Annotated in this window: 18 protein-coding genes; 15 read left to right on the top strand and 3 right to left on the bottom strand. The window is 24.4% G+C overall.

Going from position 1 to position 17476, the window contains the following annotated elements:
* Window positions 1-3: 3 nt before the first annotated feature.
* The 3 genes from ligA to topA are packed head-to-tail and all read left to right on the top strand — an operon-like array spanning window position 4 to window position 6507.
* On the top strand, window positions 4-1998 hold the full coding sequence (gene ligA, locus CJF60_RS01225) for an NAD-dependent DNA ligase LigA (protein ID WP_084231855.1): 1995 nt from the start codon (window positions 4-6) through the stop codon (window positions 1996-1998).
* 1 nt (window position 1999) lies between these two features.
* On the top strand, window positions 2000-4612 hold the full coding sequence (locus tag CJF60_RS01220) for a lysylphosphatidylglycerol synthase transmembrane domain-containing protein (RefSeq protein WP_084231854.1): 2613 nt from the start codon (window positions 2000-2002) through the stop codon (window positions 4610-4612).
* A 38-nt stretch (window positions 4613-4650) separates the two neighbouring features.
* Window positions 4651-6507, top strand: coding sequence for a type I DNA topoisomerase (gene topA, locus CJF60_RS01215; protein ID WP_084231853.1), 1857 nt, complete (start codon window positions 4651-4653; stop codon window positions 6505-6507).
* Between the two features lie 98 nt (window positions 6508-6605).
* On the opposite strand, the gene CJF60_RS01210 is transcribed toward topA, so the two are convergent.
* From CJF60_RS01210 to rpsT, 3 genes are all read right to left on the bottom strand, one after another.
* Entirely contained in the window at window positions 6606-7019 is a 414-nt protein-coding gene (locus CJF60_RS01210) for a hypothetical protein (protein ID WP_084231852.1), read from the bottom strand.
* Window positions 7019-7576 (bottom strand): inorganic diphosphatase, encoded by a 558-nt coding sequence (locus CJF60_RS01205; protein WP_084231851.1) that lies wholly within the window; start codon window positions 7574-7576, stop codon window positions 7019-7021. Before CJF60_RS01205 ends, CJF60_RS01210 begins: the two co-directional genes overlap by 1 nt.
* Before the next feature lie 160 nt (window positions 7577-7736).
* Window positions 7737-8003 carry a 30S ribosomal protein S20 gene (gene rpsT, locus CJF60_RS01200; RefSeq protein WP_084231850.1) on the bottom strand — a complete coding sequence of 89 codons (267 nt, stop codon included), beginning with the start codon at window positions 8001-8003 and terminating at the stop codon, window positions 7737-7739.
* A 323-nt stretch (window positions 8004-8326) separates the two neighbouring features.
* Between rpsT and rpsF the strand changes: the two genes are divergently transcribed.
* From rpsF to CJF60_RS01135, 12 genes are all read left to right on the top strand, one after another.
* A complete protein-coding gene (gene rpsF, locus CJF60_RS01195) occupies window positions 8327-8746 on the top strand; it encodes a 30S ribosomal protein S6 (RefSeq protein ID WP_084231849.1) in 420 nt (139 codons plus the stop codon).
* Window positions 8747-8772: 26 nt separating this feature from the next.
* Window positions 8773-9312: a single-stranded DNA-binding protein gene (locus CJF60_RS01190; protein ID WP_084231848.1), complete on the top strand. Its 540-nt coding sequence runs from the start codon at window positions 8773-8775 to the stop codon at window positions 9310-9312.
* Window positions 9313-9336: 24 nt separating this feature from the next.
* The gene (rpsR, locus tag CJF60_RS01185; protein ID WP_084231847.1) at window positions 9337-9684 is read left to right on the top strand and encodes a 30S ribosomal protein S18; all 348 of its coding nucleotides are present in this window, start codon (window positions 9337-9339) and stop codon (window positions 9682-9684) included.
* Window positions 9685-9994: 310 nt separating this feature from the next.
* Complete coding sequence (locus tag CJF60_RS01180; RefSeq protein WP_084231846.1) at window positions 9995-12022, top strand: Mbov_0121 family peptidase domain-containing ABC transporter; 2028 nt, start codon at window positions 9995-9997, stop codon at window positions 12020-12022.
* On the top strand, window positions 11988-12401 hold the full coding sequence (locus tag CJF60_RS01175) for an MAG1140 family protein (RefSeq protein WP_408633933.1): 414 nt from the start codon (window positions 11988-11990) through the stop codon (window positions 12399-12401). Before CJF60_RS01180 ends, CJF60_RS01175 begins: the two co-directional genes overlap by 35 nt.
* Before the next feature lie 24 nt (window positions 12402-12425).
* The gene (ybeY, locus tag CJF60_RS01170) at window positions 12426-12878 is read left to right on the top strand and encodes an rRNA maturation RNase YbeY (RefSeq protein WP_084231844.1); all 453 of its coding nucleotides are present in this window, start codon (window positions 12426-12428) and stop codon (window positions 12876-12878) included.
* Between the two features lie 51 nt (window positions 12879-12929).
* Window positions 12930-13343 (top strand): cytidine deaminase, encoded by a 414-nt coding sequence (cdd, locus tag CJF60_RS01165; RefSeq protein WP_084231843.1) that lies wholly within the window; start codon window positions 12930-12932, stop codon window positions 13341-13343.
* Window positions 13343-14233: a GTPase Era gene (gene era, locus CJF60_RS01160; protein WP_084231842.1), complete on the top strand. Its 891-nt coding sequence runs from the start codon at window positions 13343-13345 to the stop codon at window positions 14231-14233. The genes cdd and era overlap by 1 nt, the downstream gene beginning before the upstream one ends.
* Window positions 14234-14248: 15 nt before the next feature.
* A complete protein-coding gene (locus CJF60_RS01155) occupies window positions 14249-14671 on the top strand; it encodes a transcription antitermination factor NusB (protein ID WP_084231841.1) in 423 nt (140 codons plus the stop codon).
* A 433-nt stretch (window positions 14672-15104) separates the two neighbouring features.
* Window positions 15105-15851 (top strand): TlyA family RNA methyltransferase, encoded by a 747-nt coding sequence (locus tag CJF60_RS01145; protein ID WP_084231839.1) that lies wholly within the window; start codon window positions 15105-15107, stop codon window positions 15849-15851.
* Window positions 15838-17010, top strand: coding sequence for an aminotransferase class V-fold PLP-dependent enzyme (locus CJF60_RS01140; protein ID WP_084231838.1), 1173 nt, complete (start codon window positions 15838-15840; stop codon window positions 17008-17010). Before CJF60_RS01145 ends, CJF60_RS01140 begins: the two co-directional genes overlap by 14 nt.
* A complete protein-coding gene (locus CJF60_RS01135; RefSeq protein WP_084231837.1) occupies window positions 17000-17434 on the top strand; it encodes an iron-sulfur cluster assembly scaffold protein in 435 nt (144 codons plus the stop codon). Before CJF60_RS01140 ends, CJF60_RS01135 begins: the two co-directional genes overlap by 11 nt.
* Window positions 17435-17476 lie beyond the last annotated feature (42 nt).

Genomic DNA, 17476 nt, shown 5'->3' with positions numbered 1-17476 from the left:
AAAATGAGCGAACAAGAAAAAGATATTTTAAAAAAAATAATAAAAATTAATGATGATGTTTTGAAATGAGATCATCATTATTTTAATTTAGATGAATCTTTAGTGCCTGATGAAGTTTATGATTATAATCTTTGAGAACTACATAATTTAAAATATAAATATCCACATCTTTTTAAAGATTTAGAAAATGATGCAACCAATAATGTTGGTTCATCTTTATTGGAAAGTAATTTTAATAAGGTGAAACATACTAAAGAAATGGTGTCTTTAAAAAAGGCTCATAGCCTAGAAGAAATACAAGATTATCTTGATAAAATCAGCAAAGTAGATCCAGAATTTAAAATTGTTGTTCAACCTAAAATAGATGGCTTATCTATTTCTATTAAATATGAAAATGGTTATTTAAAACAAGCCTTAACAAGGGGTGATGGAAAAACTGGTGAAGACGTTACTCAAAATATTAGAATGATAGATAACGTTCCTAAGAAAATTAATTATCTAAATAATTTAGAAGTTAGAGGCGAAGTTTATATGCCTCTAGATATTTTTAATAAATTAAATGATGTAGATAATTTAAATTTTGCAAATCCCCGTAATGCTGCAAGTGGTGCTTTAAGACAAAAAAATTCTTTAGTTACTAAAAGCAGAAACTTAAGTGTTTTTTTATATGAAATAGTAGATGCTAAAAATTTAGGTTTAACTAGTTATGAGCAAGTAAATGCATTTTTAAAAGAAAATAATTTTGTCACTCCTGAAATTAAAATTTTTAATTTTAATCAAGTAGATGAATTAAAAAATTATTTAAAAGATTTTAAAGTAGAAGAAGCAGGTAATTTCCAAATTGATGGAATAGTTTTAAAATTAAATGATTTAAATAAGTATTCATCTTTAGGGCAAACTGCTAAATTTATACACGCTATGATTGCTTATAAATTTGAAGCAGAAACAGTTGTTACAAAACTATTAAATATCTTCGCAACAGTCGGTAGAACGGGCGCAATCACTTATAATGCAGTTCTAGAACCTGTACAATTAGATGGCACAACTGTATCAGCTTCTACGCTTCATAATCATGATTATATTAAGCAATTAAATATTAATATCAATGATGATGTAGTTGTGATCAAAGCGGGACAAATTATTCCTAAGGTTTTATCTCTAGCAAAAGAAAAAGATCATATTGATTATTTTCCAATAATCAATAATTGTCCTTCATGTAATTTTGATTTAGTTATTCAAGAAGGTTTTGTAGATCAATTTTGTGTTAACCCAAATTGTCCAGAAGTAAACTTAAGAAAACTAATTTATTTTGTTTCTAAAGATGCAATGAATATTAATAGTTTAGGTGAAAAGAAATTAAGATTTCTTAGAGATCAAGGTTTAATAAGTAATATTAAAAGTCTATATCTTTTAAAAGAACATAGAGATCAAATTCTAGAATTTAATGGTTACAGTGAAAAAAGTGTTGACACTTTTTTAAAAGAAATTGAAGATTCAAAAAAGAATGGAATTTCAAGAATAATTATTTCATTAGGGATTAGAAATCTAGGAGTTGTTTCGGCATTAGATTTAATTGATTTTCTAAAAGAAAACGGAGTAAATAGTTTTAATGATTTACTAAATTTTAATTATGAAAGAATTTTAGAGATGAAAAATTTTGGTCCAATAGTTACTTCATCTTTAAAAAGTTTTTTTGAAAGTGAAGATACAAAAGATCTGTTGAATTTTTTTGCAACAGAAAATTTTGATTTTTATATTGAAGAAGAAAAAACAGATAAATTAAATAATCAAACTTTTGTAATTACTGGTACACTTTCACAGCCTAGAAAATATTTTGAAAATCTAATAAAAGAAAATGGTGGTAAAATTTTAAGTTCAATAAGTAAGGATTTAAATTACTTAATTGCAGGTGAAAATGCAGGTTCAAAATTAGACAATGCAAAAAGTAAAGGTGTTAAAATAATAAGCGAAAAAGATTTTTTAGAAATGATAAATTAAAATGTTGAACAGAAAATTTAAAGATGATATTTTAAGTATAGAAACAAGATTTGATATTTTAAAAAATCAAGTCTCTTTTTTTACTAGTCTTGAAGAAACTAAAATTAAAAAAATTTTTGAAATCATAAAAAAGAAAAAATCAATTAAGTTTAATTCAAACAATAAAATATTAATTTCTCATTTCAACACAAATAAATCCAATCAAGCACTTCATATAATAAAAGAAACTTTAAAAGAATCTTTTGATATTTACAATGTCAAAGAAGAAATAATATACGATGAATTTAATTTATTAAAAAAGGCTAATTTAGAATATTTTGATTTTGCAATATCTATTGAAAAAGATATTAATAATCAAAGAATTATTCTTAAATTTTTTGATTCTAACTTTAATAAAATAGATATCTTAACAGGTGAATTATTTAAAGATATTGATTTAAGTTTTAGTACTAAAAAATTAGAAAATGTTTTCTTTGATAAGTCAAACTATTTTTTTATAAATACACTAAGAGAATATGAACTTTTAAAAAATTACAATAATTTATTTGAAGATTTTAATGAAGGTGTTGTTCATAAAAATTCTTGAAAATATAAAAATGATTTAAAACAGAGTAATAAATCTATCAGAAATAAATATCTACAAGCTTGATTAAAAATTAAAAGTAACAATGAAAATATCTTTTTAGTTTCTAAATCAAGTATTTCATTTTTATATAAAAAAAATAATAGAAAAATGCAATCATTTAATATAAATGAATTATTTTTATTATGACTTGTTTATTTAAAAGAAACAAATAAAGATAGTGAATATTTTTTTAATTTTTCTTATTCAGTTTCAAACGAAATTATTAATTTTTGTAAAGCTAATAAAATTAATTACGAAAAAACTTTTTATAAAAATCCACAAGATAAAAAAACAGTTTTTTTTAATGGTGTAGATCAATTAATATTTGATAATGATGAATCAAAAAACTTAATTTTACAATCACAAAATTTTTTGTTAATGATTAATCATTTTAAAAAAATAAATACAACTTTATTTTCTGTTTTAGATAAATTAAAAAATATATATAAATCAAATTTATATCTTAATCAAATAATCAATATTGAATTTGGTTTTGAAAATTTCTTAATAGAAAATCTAGAAGAAGAAAAAACTATCTTAGATAAAAAAATTGTTTTTTCTAGGAAACAATCTATTTTTGGTAGTACATACAGGCAATATTTTTTAGAAGATAAAACTTGATTTACAATTTATTTTGACAATAATCAACCTTATGAAATAAATCTAATTACACAGGATTCTGAACAAAGTAAAAATTTAGCAAGTCAAATAAAAAAAGGTGTACTAGATAAAATTCCTAGTACAACAGATTTTAAAATTAACTTTTGAAACATCGCAAAATATTTAATTTTAATTGCTATAGTAGTTATTTTATTTGCAGTTATCTTTTCTAAGTTCTATCAAGGTTTTTCTGATAGTAATATTTTTCAAAGTGTATTTGAAATGGGTAAAAATATCAACCTAGCATTTTTATTAATACTTTGAGGAAGCACATTTACATTTTTTATTTTTCAAGCTTTATTAAGATATCGGCTTTTAAGGAAACAAAATATTTATGTCAAATATCGACATATGTTTATGATTGCCTGAATGAGTTTTTTTGTTTCCTTTATTACACCATTACAAATTGGTGGCGATCTTTTAGCTATTTGATTCTTAAGAAGAAGGGGCGTTCCTTTTTCAAAATTAGCAGCAACTTTTGTTTCTGCTTCTTTAATTTATCAACTTGCTTTGTTTGTCAATATTTTATTATTTTTAAGTTTTGGTCATAATTTTTATTTCCTTTTATTTAATACTAATCAAACTGTTTTTTACTTTTTTTTAATCAGTAGTTTAGTTACTATTGTAGTTGTTGCCTTTGCTTTAATTTTAACTATCTCTACTAAGGTACAAAAATTAATTAGTAAGACATTACTTTACATAGTTATTAGAATTCCTTTTTTTCAAATTCAAGATCATAACTATTTTGACTTAAGAGTTAACGATTCACTAGAATCATTAAGAAGTAGTATTAAATTTTTATGAAATAAACCATTATTAATTTTGGAAATGTTAGCCTATGAAATTATTCCAAGATTTTTTGTAGGTATTTCAGTTGTAAATCTAATGCTAGGAATTGTCAATACAGATTTAAATTTAGGAATTCATCCTTACTTATTACAAATAGTTGCAGCTAATACAATTTACACAACTAACTCCTTATCTATTTCTCCAGGTGGTAGTGGTACTCAAGAGTTTTTAACTATTTTAATTAACAGCACCATTTTTAAAGGTGCTGATGCAACCCAAGCAAATAATAATGCAGCACATAGTGACTTAATTAATAAGGTATTTAACTTATGACCGATTTTAATTGCAGGTTTTGGCTTATTAATCACAACTTTAATAGGCGAAAAAAGGTTGCAAACTGTTTGAAGAAAAAATCGAGACTCATCTTTAAAGAAAACTAATGAATTTTTTATTAGTCATTATTATCGTTATGCAACTATTTTTTGAATCATAGCAATAGCAATTTTTATTTTGACAATTTTTCTATTGCTTTTATTGTAATTTTATTCATGTTTCAAAAATATGGTATAACCTAAATAATGCAAGAAAATAAATTAGTAATTGTTGAGTCACCAAATAAGATCAAAGCTATTAAGAAATACCTAGGTGAAGGTTATGAAGTAATGGCAAGTGTTGGTCATGTGGTTGAACTATCAAAAAGTGGCAAATACCAACTAGGTATTGATTTAGAAAAATGAGAACCTAAGTACGTAATTGCTGAAGATAAGAAAAAAATTGTTGATGCTTTAATCAAATCAAGTAAAACTGCTTCAAAAGTAATAATCGCAACTGACCCTGACCGTGAAGGAGAAGCAATTGGTCAAAATTTAGTTGAAATTTTAAATGTAGAAGATAAACACACTCGTGTTAAATATAATGAAATCACTAAGCAAGCTATTCAAGCAGCTTTTGCAAATGAAACTGAAATTGATAAAAATTTAGTGCAAGCGCAAAAAGTTAGAAGAATGCTTGACAGGATCATTGGTTTTCGTTTATCAAAATTAATGCGTTCTAAATTTTCAAATACACCAGTTAATCCTAGTGCAGGTCGTGTGCAATCAATTGCTTTAAAATTGATTGTTGATCGTGAAAAAGAAATTGAAGCATTTAATCCTGTTGAATATTACAATATCGCAGCTTATTTAAATAGTGATTACAAAATGCTTTTAATTTTGAAAGATAAAACTGGAGATAAAAACTGAATTGAACCTAGCGAAGTTGATCAGATTTTTAATTCACTGTCTAAACGAATGAAAGTTATTGATATTGCCACTTCAACTCGCTCAGATAAGAAAGCAACACCTTTTAAACAATCTGCTTTTTATAAGCGTTCTAAATTAAGTGCACGCAGTTCACAATCAAGTGCACAGCGTTTATTTGAAGGTTATGGTGATGAAGGGTTAATTACTTATCCTAGAACAGATTCAACTGTTTTAAGTCAAACTTTTCTAAATGATGCTAAAAAATATATCACTAAAAAATTCGGTGAAAAATATTGAGATGGTAATGTTAAAGGCGTAGCAGGAGATCAAAATGCCCATGAAGCAATTCGACCTACAGATTTAGCTTTAACTCCTGAAATTGCTAAAACAAGATACTCTTTAAATAATGATGATTATCAAACTTATAAATTAATTTATGATAATACTTTAAAATCAATTATGTCTGCACCAATTAGAGAAATTACAAGTTTTACTTTTGATAATAATTCTTATTGATTCAAACATAATCAACGTAAATTAGTCTTTGATGGTTATTGAAAAGCAATTGCTAATGAAGAGGATGAACAACTAATTTTAGATTTAAAAATTGGTGATGAAATCGAAATTTTTAAACTAGAAAAATTAGCTAAAAAAACTGAGCCACCTGCTCGTTATAATGATGGATCTTTAATTGAAATGTTAGATGAAATTAAAGTAGGTCGCCCTTCTACTTTTGCAACAACTGTAAACATAATTAGATCAAGACAATATGTTGAAAAAACAGGTCAAGCATTAAAACCAACTGAATACGGAAGACAATTATTACAAAAACTTCTTGAAGGTTTTCCTAATATAATTAATGAAAGATATACAGCTGAAGTTGAATCAGATTTAGACTTAATTTCTGAAGGAAAAAAAGACTATATAAACTTAATGAATTCCTTTTACAATTTATTTACAGAGACCATGGAATTTGCTTATGAAAATTTAGAAAAGACAACTTTACTTCCTGAATTTTTAAATGAAAAATGTCCACTTGATCAAGGTGAATTAATTTATAAAAATTCTCGTTATGGAAGATTCGTAGGATGCTCAAACTACCCTACATGTACCTATAATCGGCGAATTCCTAAACAAACACGCTCAAATAAATTATTAGATTCATTAAAGAAGAAACCTAAATTAGATGAATAAAATGTGCATCAAAAAATGCACATTTTGCTTGTCTTTTTTTTAATCATAAATTTTAAAAAGATGGCAATAAAAAACCTTGCATTCAGCAAGGTATATTTTTAATATTTTGCAATTTCTTTTTTAGCTGATTTTAAATATTTAAGATAACCAATTAAGGAAAAAATTCAGATAATAGATAAAATCAATTCTAAAAAAATATATAAACTTAACGAGTGCTTATCTTCAATAATCGTTTCTTCACTTGTAATTTTCATGATCAACATAATTGATAAAATCATGAATGCAAAAGCGACAAAAACAGAAACAATTAATAATGAAATTCAGGCTCATAATAAAGCACTTACACCAGTTAAAGAAATAGCTAAACTAACAATAAAAGCAATTAATAAAACTGATAAAATTGTCGCAATAACAAAGTATATTGTATAAAAGTTTTTAACTGAAATTAAGCGTCTTTTATGGTATTCATTAAGTCTTTTTTGATTTTGTTCTTCGATTGAAATTTCTTGCATTATGCTTCGTATTTTTCAGGGTGTTTTTCTTTCATTAATTTAATAAATTCATCTTTTGGTAACTTACCAAATTCCTTCATTAAACTAATGCATTCTTCATATTCAGCAACTGCTCAGTTTTCATCTTTAAAACTTCCAACTTGAGTAATACCTTTACGTTTTCAATTTTTATAAGTTGAGAAAAAGTATTTAACATCATCAATAAATTTTTCAGGTAAATCACTTAATTTAGTAATTGCATCTAAACGATAATCATCGGCATGCACTGCAATTAATTTAGTATCTGTTTCACCATCATCAATCATTTGCATTGCTCCAACAAGACGCGCTTTTAAACTTGAACCTGGTTGAAATTGTTCTGATGAATAAACTAAAACATCTAGTTCATCTCCATCTCAATCAAGTGCATCTGCTAAAAATCCATAGTTAGCAGGATAGACATAATCGCCTCTTAAAATACGATCAACAACTAGTTTTTTGCTAGCACGATCATATTCATATTTAATTTTTGAACCCTTTGAAATTTCAATGGTTACATCTAATAATTTATTTTTCATATCTAGTACATTTTAAAATAAAAAAGCCATTTTAGGTTATTTATTTTTATGAAAATTTTCTTAAATTTTCACCAATGCTTTTAAATAGTTACAAACTATTTAATAAAATAAAAAAGTTCAAAACTTAATTTGAACTTTCTAAATTGAAAATAATTTTTAATTATTTTTGAAAAGCAGCATTATATTTTGCATCAAGTCGAGAACTTTTGCGTGCAGCGTTATTTGCATGTAGCACATTTTTTGATCTTGCGTTTGCAATTTCTGAATGTGCTAATCTTACTAATTCTAAAGCGTTTTCATCTTTTTGATTAATTGCTTTAATTGCTTTTTTAGTTGCAGTTTTAACTCTAGATTTGATAGCATTATTACGAAGACGACGTTTTTCGTTAGTTACAATACTTTTAATATTTGCTTTAATATTTGCCATATTTGATTCCTTTAAATAGTGTTTAGTTTTAAATATATCTGCTACTGTGGAAAGTATTTAAAATAGCTTGCTTTATTTTAACAAAAAAAGCTTTTAGATGAGCTAAAAAAATCTAAAATTTAAAAGATAAATTTTAGTAGTTTTAATGCTTAAAACTAATGTTATTTTGAGAGCAAAATAACTTGTAAAAACAAGCAAAAAAGTCATTTTTTGAGCCTAATTTTTAAGCAAAGAAATTGCTTTTTATGTTATAAGTATTATTATAACCTTGGTTAGTTCAAAAAATTAGAGAAACTAACCCATTAGACCAGAAGGAGGAAACGATGAGTCAATATGAAATTATGATGATTTTAGCACCTGCTGAAAATGAAAACGTGGCAAAAGACATGTTAACATCAACATTTAAAAGCGGAAAAGTTACTAAATTCGAAGTACTTGATAGAACAGAACTTGCTTATGAAATTAACAAAAGTAAAGTTGCTAAATATGTACTTGCTTTAGTGGAATCATCTGATGAGAAAAACGAAGTTGCTGAATTTGTGCGTAAAGCAAACATCAGTAAAAGCGTTTGAAGACATCTTGTAGTTAACTTAACAAGTGAGCGTGGAATTAATAAACCTGCTACACCACTACCTGCAAGAGAAGTTAAAGTTCGTCGTGAAAATACTAAAGAGGAAGGTAGCGAAGTTAAACGTAGCTACACTCCAAGAAAAGTTACTTCACAAAATAAAAAAGCTGCTTAGTTAGCTAAAAATTAAAGGGAGTTTAAATGAACCATGTTTCAATAGTTGGAAGATTAACAGCTGATCCTGTTTTATCAAAAGGTGCTTCAGGCATTGAATACCTAAGAGCAACAGTTGCAGTTAATAGACCTTTTAAAAGTAGAACTGGTGAAACAATTGCTGATTTCATTGGCTTTTCAGCCTGAAATCAAACAGCAGTTTATTTATCAAAATACGCTAAAAAAGGTGACATTATTTCAATTTTAGGTTCAATCGAAACTTCAACATACACAAACCCTAATGACAATAAACTAGTTTATAACCAAACAGTTAGAGTCAATAATGCAAGCATTATTTCTTCAAATCGAAATAATCAAAATGCACAAAGCACTAATACATTTTCTTATTCAGAAAATAATAATTATCAAAATAATTTTCAACAAAATAGTTTTGAAGAAAATAAATTTGCAAAATTGCAAGACACAGAAACCACTTTTCATAACGATTCTAAGTCTAACGATTGAGCAAATGATAGCTTCAATTTAGATGATGACGATGATTTTTTTGATGATGATAGTGACTTTTAATTAAACTATAGAAAGGAACCTAAAATGGCATTTGTTAAAAAATCAAAAGGTAAAAAAGTTCTAAAAAGAAAACGTATTTCTCAATTAGATCAAGATGGTATTAACTATATTGATTACAAAGATGTTGATTTATTATTAAAATACATCAACACTCACGGAAGAATTTTACCTTCTAAAATTACAGCTGTTTCTGCTAAAAGACAACGTTTACTAACTGTTGCAATTAAAAGAGCTCGTGAAATGGCTTTAATCCCTTACAAAAGAGAACGTGTTCGTTCAAACCGTCCTTTAATGGGTAAAAGAGGCGACAGACAAGCACATCCTGAAGGTCAAAAACCTCAAACTCCTGAAGCACCTGCATCAGAAGAATAAAATTTAAAACGAACTTTCAAGCAGTTCGTTTTTTTAATGCTTTTTTTAGAATTTAGGGGCAAGCAATACCAAAAAAGTGATTTTCAAATTTTTGAAATTATATTTTTGAAATTTGAAAAACATTGATTATTTAAATTTATTATTATTTAAAAAGTTATTAAGTTATTTTTTATCAGATTAAATAACTATAATTTTTTTTACAAAAAAACTCAAAAAACTTTTTCCAAATCTACTCAAAAATTTTATTGCTAAATGAGGGGATAAGATTTTATTCCTTAAAAAATAACTTAATTACAAACACAGAGGTAATATGGAAATAGTTTTACAAGAAGATGTTAAAGATTGTGGTCTTGCTGTTTTAGATAGCTTTCACAACTTTTTTTATGACATTCATTTAGATATAAATTTATTAAAAAAGCAAGTTAACTATGGCAAACAAGGCATCAGCATTAGTGAATTAAAAAACGTTGCGAGCAAATATGGATTAGCATTAGAAAGTTATAAAAGTAATTTTCAATCTTTATATAAAATTAACAGCAAAGAAAAATATATTGCACTTGTGCAAAAGCAAGGTATACAGCATTATGTAATAATCGAAAAAATTACTAAGACAAAGATACATTATTTAGATCCTTTTGATGGCAAAAATATTGTTTCGGCAGTTGAGTTTGAAAATATTTTTTTAAATATTTTAATTTCAGTAAGCATCGGAATTAAGAAGACAAACGAAGTAAAAATTAATAAGAGTTTGTTTTCAGAACTAAAAGTAGGAAAATATTTTCTGTTTATATTTATTTCAATTTTAATTAATTCAGTTTTTACTTTCTTATCTAGTTTCTTTCTTAAATTAATTTTTCAATCAAGTGCAATTGATAATAATACTGAAACTCTTTTAACTATCGGATTAATTTTTATCTGAATAATAGTTATTAAAGTAATAAGTAATTTTTTAAAAAATTATTTGGTAAATAAAAGTGCAAATAATATTGAATATACAATTAGTAAAAATTTTGTAAATAAAATATTAAATATAAATAATCTAGATTATTCAAAAATGGATTATTACGATTACATCAGAAGAAGCTCTTTAATTAGTCAAATTTCAAATTTTAAATCTAAATTTCTTTTTGCATTATTTTCTGAATTATTAAACTTTACATTATCAACTGTAATATTGGTTTGGATAAGTTATAAATTATTTTTTATAGCACTTGCAGCATCACTAATTATTTTTGCAATTTCTTTTGTTTATCAAAATTTATTTTCATCTAAATATAGAAAAATTTTATCAACAAGTATGAGTTTAAATTCAAGCACAAATGATTTAATTTTTAGTAAGAAACAATTAACTAATTCAAAGATTAAAAATCATTATTTGAACATTTGAAATTTCAACTATCTAGAATATAAAAATGTTGAATACAAAATTGGAAAACTAGATCAAATACGTTCTTTATTTTCATTTATCATTTCTTATGCAACTCCAATTTTATTAACTGTAGTAGGATTAATTTTTAATAAACAAGATGAAATAAGCTTAGGTAATCTTTTAATTTTTTTAACTGCATTTAATTTCTTCATTCTACCTTTTTCATCTTTTTCAGAAATTATTGTTAAGTATCCTTTAAATAAAAAAAATATTGAACTATTAAATTTTGTTTTTTCAATTGATAATGAAGATACTCAAGATGGAATTATTTTAACAAATAAAATTAATAATATCAAAGTTGAAAAATTACTTTTTGAATATGAATTAAATAAGAAAAATTTGCGTTTAGATAATTTAGAAATAGATCAATCTGTAATTTTAAAAGGACAAAATGGTAGTGGAAAAAGTACACTTCTAAATTTAATTGCTGCTAACTATAATACCGAAGAAATCAGTATAAATGATGTAAAAATGATACATTTAAATAAAGATAATTACAAGCAAAAAATATTTCATATTTATCCAGAATACTTTTTAACTAACACTAGCATAATAGATTTTATTACTGATGGTGATTTTGAAAAAATAAAATTGTTTGAAGAAAATTTGCAAAAATATAAGATCACAAATATTCTAGATAATGCTAAATTAAATTTAAAAGAAAATTTAAAAGATAATGGATCATCATTTTCTTCTGGGCAAAAACAAATAATTAAATTACTAAGAATATTTACAATTAAATATGAATTAATTTTATTAGACGAAGCATTTGAAAATATAGATATAGAAAATATTAGATTATTAAAAGAGGCAATTAGTGAATTTCAAAAAGATGCAATCTTTATTGAAATTAGTCATAATGAAAATTATGTAAATGAAAATGCTAAAGTGGTGTACCTTGAAAAATAAATTTAGAAAAGTAAATTGATTTTTAACTGTCTTCGTTTTTTTATTTATATCTTTTTCAAGTGCAGGTGTAATTTATTTTTTTATGCAAAACACTCAAAAAAGTGAAGTAGCTGTTTTACGTGTAAATTCTGAAAGCGAAAACTCTTTAATAGTAACTAATGATCTTGCATATAGATTAAAAATTGATGATGTAATTCATATAAATATTAATGACAAAAAATACAACTATATAATTAAAAATATTTTGTTAGATGATTCAAAAGAATTCGTTGTAAAAATTATCGAAGAATCAGAAAAAGCTCCTTTATTACCTAATACAAAAATTAATGTTTCTTTCACAAATGGTGAACAAAAAATTTATGAATTATTTTTAAAATAATTTTGAATAATCTAAAATTAAAACATGAATGATTATATTAATTTCTTAAATGAAACAAGCACTAGATTTAGTTATCGAAAACTTTTTATTGAACTTTTAAAAACAACTGAAAAAAAATTAAATAGTAAATTACCTTTTCAAGTTGATGTCTTAATTACTAATGCTGAAACGGTAAAAGAATTGAATAAAGAATATCGAAATAAAGATAAAACAACTGATGTTTTATCTTTTCCTTTTGCTGATCAAGAATTTTTAAGTTTTTTGAACTATTTGCCTCTTGGACAAATAGTTTTTGATATGGAAAAAGTTAAATCCCAAAGTATTGAATATAATCACAGTTTAAAAAGAGAGTTTTCTTATTTATTTGTACATGCTTTATTACATTTAAATGGTTATGACCATCTTGAAAAAGATGAAGAAGAAATTATGAATAATTTAACTGAAGAAATTTTAATGGTGCACAAAATAAGTCGCTAATTTAATTAAATATGTTGCTTAACAATTAATTATTAAATATATAATAGTTAAATGAAAAATTATTATAGTGAATTAAAAATCCTTTTAGAAAAATCATATAGTCCATATTCAAATTTTCCAGTTGCAGCAATTATTGTCTTTAATGACAATCAAATTTACAAAGGTGTAAATGTTGAAAATGCTGCTTATCCTTCAGGTTTATGTGCTGAAAGAAGTGCCTTATTTGGGGCAGTTGCAAATACAGACTTAAAAGTTGGAGAAGTAAAAGAAGTGCATGTTATTAGTAAAAATAATGAACCTGTTTCTCCTTGTTTAGGATGTCGCCAAGTTATGACTGAATTTATGAAACCAGATAGCAAAATATATCTTTATTCATATGATGGAAAAATTGTTAATGAATATTCATTAAAAGAACTTGCACCTCATCCTGTTGTCATGAATGATATTGCTTGAGCTAAAAAATAATGAAGATTTTATTTGTTTCAATTGTCGGTAGACCTAATGTTGGTAAAAGCACTTTGCTAAATCAAATCTTAGATTATGATTTAGCAATTGTCAATAAAAAACCACAAGCTACTAGAAATGTAATTACTGGTATTTTAAATACTGAAGATAATTATCAAATTATTTTTAGTGATACTCCAGGAATTCATAAACCAATTTCAAAATACGGAGATAACTTAAATAAAGAAGCACTTAATTCTTTAAAAGAAATTGATTTAGCTGCTTTTTTAACACCTGCAAATGAAGAAATTTCTACAGGTGATATTTTTATAATTGATCACTTAAAAAATACTAAAAATAAAATAGCTATTATTACAAAAGTTGATCTAGAAAATAAAACAGAAATTTTAAAAGCTAAGGCAGATAAATTAAGAGAATTAGGTTTTAAAGATATTTTCGCAATTTCTAAAAAAGACAATACATCAATTACAAAATTAATTGATGTTTTAAAATCGTTTGCTTATGAAGGTGAGCAACAATATGATAGTGAAATTTTTACAGATATTAATCAAAGATTTATGGCAAAAGAAATCATTAGAGAAGTTGCTATGAATCATTTAGATCAAGAATTACCTTATTCAATTTTAGTAGATATTGATCAATTTAGTGAAACTGATAATGAATTTGGTGATCAAAGTTTTATTGAAATTAGATCAACTATTTATGTTAATAAAGAAAGCCAAAAAGGCATTGTAATTGGTAAAAACGGTAAGTTAATCAAACTTATCGGAGAAGAAGCTAGAAAAGCCATTTCTGAGCGTTTCAGCGTAAAAACAAAGTTATTTCTAAATGTTAAAGTTAAAAAGAACTGAGTTAATAATGAAGAATTCATTAATAAAATGGGTTTATAAGTTATATTATTAAATATGAAGGAAATTTTATATAGTCAAATTGCTAACCAAAAGTGAGAATTAGCAAGAAGAGAACGCTTTTTATTGATCAGCATTATCTATCAATATTACTTGATGGATAGAAGTTTAAACTTAGATGATATTTTCACTAAATTTGATCTAGATGAACGTGAATTTAGAATCATGAAGATGCTTGTAAGTAATGAAGAAAAATTAATTTCTGCACTAGAATCTTTATTATCTGAAACCTGAAGTTGAACAAATATTAAACCACTGATTAGAGCAATTTTAATGGTGTCTGCTAATGAAATTTTAATTGGAATAAAAAATATTGTAATCAGTGAAGCAGTGGAAATTTCAAAAAGTTTATTAGATCAAAAAGAAGTAAATTTTGTTAATGCTTTATTAGATAATTTTGCTAAAAAAATTAATAAATAAATATGCATAATGAAATTATTTTAGCTTACAAAAATAAATATGATTTAGTGGCTTATTATAAAATTATTAATAAAAAAAACGCCTTCTTTTTTTCTTATGCATTAGAAGTTTTTTTGAATTCAAATATTCAATTATTAATTGAATTAGAGCATTTATTTTTTATTTTAATTCAACAATGAAGTGATGAAATTTTTCAAAATATTTTTGATCTAATTATTAAAAATATGAAAACAAAATTTCAAAATTTAGACTATAAAAATTTATTGCTTTTTTTATTTAATCATTGCAAAATAAAAAACCTAAAAAATTCAAAAAAATTTAAAGTTAATCAGGACTATTTAGATAACGTAAAAATAATGAGAAATAGTTACAGTGATTTTTTAAAAAGTATCGAAATTAATGAAGGTTTAAATAGTAGTATAAAGGAATTTTTATGGAGAATAAAATAATGACATTATTAGAATTTCTAATCAGTTTAGGATACAGCGAATTTGAAGCAAAAGGTCTTATTTTATCAATGAGAGTTAGAGTGAATAATTATTATGAAAATTCACTTAAATTTAAAATTAGTGCAAAAGATAAAATCATAGTTAAAACTTCTAAAGAATATGTTTCAAGAGGTGCAGATAAATTAAAAAGTGTGTTTGACAAATTTGATATTGATGTAGAAAATAAAGTTATTATTGATGTAGGTGCTTCTACGGGTGGTTTTACTCAATATCTTTTAACTAAAAATCCTAAAAAAATTTATGCACTTGATGCTGGCACAAATCAACTTGATTATTCTTTAAGAATACATGAAAAAGTTGTTTCTATCGAGAAGACACATTTTAATAAAATTGGTGAACTAGATTTTAAAAATGAAATTGAGTTTTTAATTGCAGATGTTTCTTTTATTTCCTTAAAAAAATTAGTTCCTATTATGAAAAATGATTTAGTAAATTGTAATGATTTTTTACTTTTATTTAAACCACAATTTGAAGCTAAAAAAGAAGATGTTTCTGAAGCGGGTTTTGTTGAAGAAGCATTGCATGAACGTATGATTAATGATTTCATAATGTTTGCAAATTCTTATGGCTTTGATATTGAGCGAGTAATTGAGAGTGAAGTAAAAGGCAAAAAATCAGGAAATCAAGAATATTTTATTTACTGTAAAAGAGGTAGTGGTGAAAGATATTAAAACTCATTTTCCAATGGCAAATAAAATAATCTATTTTGATTCAGCAGCAGCTAGTTTAAAGCCTATTTCAATGATTGAAGCAGAGCATAAATACTATACAGAATACGGAATCAGCACAAGAAGTGCCGATACAGAAATGGGAAAATTTCTTTCTTCCGAAGTAAATAGATTAAGAGTAAGAATTAAAAATTTAGTTTCAGCAAATGAAGATGATCAAGTCATCATTCATTCTGGAACTACTTTTGGTTTAAACCAAATAGCCTTCATGATTAGTGACAATTTAAAGGAAGATGATGAAATTATTTTGGCGCAAAATAATCATTCTTCAAACATTGTTCCTTGATTTAAATATGCTGAAAATAAAGGTGTTAAAATAATTATTTCAAAAAATATTTTGAATGATATTTCAGATAAAACTAAAGTTATTTCTTTAAGTCAATCTTCAAATAATTTTGATAATGAATTTGATTTTCATGAAGTTGAAAAAATAGCTTTAGAAAAAAATATTATATTGGTTAATGATGCTGCACAAGCAATTGTTCATGAAGAAGTTAAGTTAAAAAATAATCAAATAATTATTTTTAGTGCAAATAAATTTTTTGGTCCAACTGGTTTAGGTTTTTCAATTATTTCAAAAAATGTTTTTAATAAAATAAAACCTAAAATTTTTGGTGGTGGTTCTACAAATGACATTTTGTTTAAAAAAGATAGCAAAAATATTGACATTGTTTTAAAAGAAAATATTGATGGATATGAACCTGGAACATCTAATTTAGCAGGAATTATGGCAATGCATGGAGCATTAGATTTTGCTGATAAATTTAATACTTTAGAAGCAAAAAATAAAATTATTGAACTCTCAAATTATTTTGTGGAGCAATTAAACAAAATAGATAAATATAAAATTGACATTTATCAAAGCAAAGATAAATTTATAGTTTTATTTAATATTAAGAATTATCATTCTCAAGATATTTCTTCATATTTAGCAAGTAAAAATCTTTATGTAAGACAAGGAAAATTTTGTTCTTATTTAAGTTTTGATAATGAAAATGATAAATCATTTGTAAGAATTAGTTTTGGTATTTATAATACAAAAACAGATGTTGACAAATTAATTTATGAATTAAAAAATGGAGGTGATTTTTTTGTCATCTAATAAAAAATATTCTCGTGATGAAGCTAGAAATATTATTATGAAAAATTATTCTTCACAAGAATTAGAAAATAAAAATCTTAATCATGAAAACGCACATGTACAATATTCAGATACTTGTGCTGATAAATTAATTGCTACCTTTGAAATTGAAAATAATATTATTAAAAATATTGAAACCAATTTATCAGGTTGTGCAATTTTTAAATCATCTTCAAAATTATTTTTTAAAACAATTTTAAATAAATCTTTAGAAGAAGTTGAACAATTAAACGAAGAGTATAAGAAGATGATCGATGGTAAAGATTACGACCAAAATCTAATGGGAATCTTATCAATTTTTGATGATGTTAAAAAACATTTTAATCGCCATTCATGTGCAGTTATAGTTTCCAATTTTATCGATAAAAAAATTTTAAAAAAATAATAAATTTATTAAACAAGAAAAAGTTTTTTTGATTTTATAATA

The sequence above is a fragment of the Mycoplasmopsis agassizii genome (assembly GCF_002272945.1).
GTDB lineage: Bacteria > Bacillota_I > Bacilli_A > Mycoplasmatales > Metamycoplasmataceae > Mycoplasmopsis_B > Mycoplasmopsis_B agassizii.
The sequence above is the reverse complement of the archived record's forward strand: the minus strand, read 5'-3'. Positions and strand labels throughout refer to the sequence as shown.